Annotated in this window: 1 protein-coding gene; it reads left to right on the forward strand. The window is 59.5% G+C overall.

The window, feature by feature from the left end; genetic code table 11:
• Positions 1-74 precede the first annotated feature (74 nt).
• Positions 75-1,949, forward strand: a 1,875-nt coding sequence (locus A372_RS32510) for a condensation domain-containing protein (RefSeq protein WP_237728451.1), incomplete at its 3' end; no start/stop codon positions are given.

Here is a 1,949-nt window from a genome sequence, read left to right on the forward strand (position 1 = left end):
GCTGCCGAAGCCGGATGCAGCCCTGGCTCATGCGCCGTATGCCGCTCCCCGCACGCCGGTGGAGCAGGCGGCTGGTGACGGTATGGGAGCAGGTGCTCGGTGTGACCCGGATCGGCATCCATGATAGCTTCTTCGACCTGGGAGGCGACTCGATCAAGGCGATTCAAGCTGCTTCCCGGCTGCTGCAAGCTGGCTATAAGCTGGAGATGAAGGACCTGTTCCGTTATCCGGCTGCGGCCCAGCTCAGCGATCATATCGCCCTGGTTAGCCGCATCGCGGAACAGGGAGAGATTCGCGGACCGGTGCCGCTCACGCCGATTCAGCACTGGTTTGCCGAGCGGGATCTGGCCGATGCGCATCACTTCAACCAAGCCGTGATGCTGTACCGGGAAGAACGCTTTGACGTGCAGGCGCTGCGCCTTGCGATGAAGCAGATCACGGTTCACCATGACGCGCTGCGTATGGTATTTGTGCCGTCAGAGGACGGAGGTTATGCCGCTTGGAACCGGGCTGTGAAGGAAGGGGAACTGTACGGATTGGAAGTATTCGACTTCCGGCAAGAGCAGGTGTGGGGTCGGTTAGTCGAAGCGAAGGCCCGCGAGCTGCAAGCCGGTATCTCCTTAGATACAGGTCCGCTCGTGAAGCTGGGCTTATTCCAGTGCGGTGACGGCGATCATCTGCTCATCGTCATTCACCATCTTGTCATTGATGGCGTCTCCTGGCGGATCTTGCTGGAGGATATCGCTGCAGCGTATGGGCAGGCCGCGCAAGGGCAGGACATTCGGCTGCCGCAGAAAACCGATTCGTTCCAAGCTTGGGCGCAGCAGCTGGCAGCTTATGCCTCAAGCCCGGCAATGGAGACGGAACTGGGATATTGGAGCCAGCTGGCGAATGTCGAACAAGCGCCGTTGCCGAAGGATAACGAGCAAGGCGGAGACGCAGTCGAAAACAGCGAAACGCTGACGCTGCAATGGTCCCGGCACGAGACGCAGCAGTTGTTAACCGAAGCGCACCGGGCTTATGGGACGGAGATCAACGACCTGCTGCTGACCGCGCTTGGGATGGCGGTTCAGGAGTGGAGCGGAATCGAGCAGGTGGCCGTCATGCTGGAGGGACACGGCAGGGAATCCATTCTGCCGGATGTGGATATCAGCCGGACGGTAGGCTGGTTCACCAGCGCGTACCCGGTCATGCTTGAAATGAAGGCGGGCCTGGACCTGTCACGGCAAATCAAGCTGGTCAAGGAAACGCTGCGGAGCATCCCGCACAAAGGCATCGGCTACGGCATTTTGCGCTATTTGTCTTCGCCTAATATTCAAGCGGTCGCCCCTGAAATATCGTTTAACTATCTGGGGCAGTTCGACCAAGATTTACAGCGCAGCGAGCTTCAGATCTCGCCGCTTGCGTCTGGGGAAACGGTAAGCCGCAGGCAAAACAGAGCAGCCACGCTCGATTTCAACGGCATGATCGCCGGAGGAGCGTTGAGCCTGAACCTGAGCTACAGCGCCGACCAGTACCGCAAGGAAACCATGCAGCAGTTGGTACAGCGGCTGAAGCATCATCTGCAGGAACTCATTCGCTACTGCGTGGCGAAAGAAAGCGTGGAGCTGACGCCAAGCGATGTGCTGCAGCAGGGCATAACGATTGAGGAACTGGAAGCGCTGATTCAGCGGACCCGGCCTCTCGGGGACATCGAGAACGTATATGCCCTGACGCCAATGCAGCAGGGGATGCTGTTCCACAGCCGGCTGGACCCTCAGTCGGGTGCTTACGTGAACCAAATGCACATTTCGCTGCAGGGAAGGCTGGATCTAGCCGCGTTGGAACGCAGCTGGAATACGGTCATCCAGCGGCATGCGATACTGCGGACGAGCGTCGACAGCGGTTGGCGCGACCGGCCGCTGCAGGTGGTCTACCGCCGCCGCACCTTGCGAATTGAATATGCGGAT

It is taken from the genome of Paenibacillus sp. OSY-SE (genome assembly GCF_000283315.1).
GTDB lineage: Bacteria > Bacillota > Bacilli > Paenibacillales > Paenibacillaceae > Paenibacillus_B > Paenibacillus_B profundus.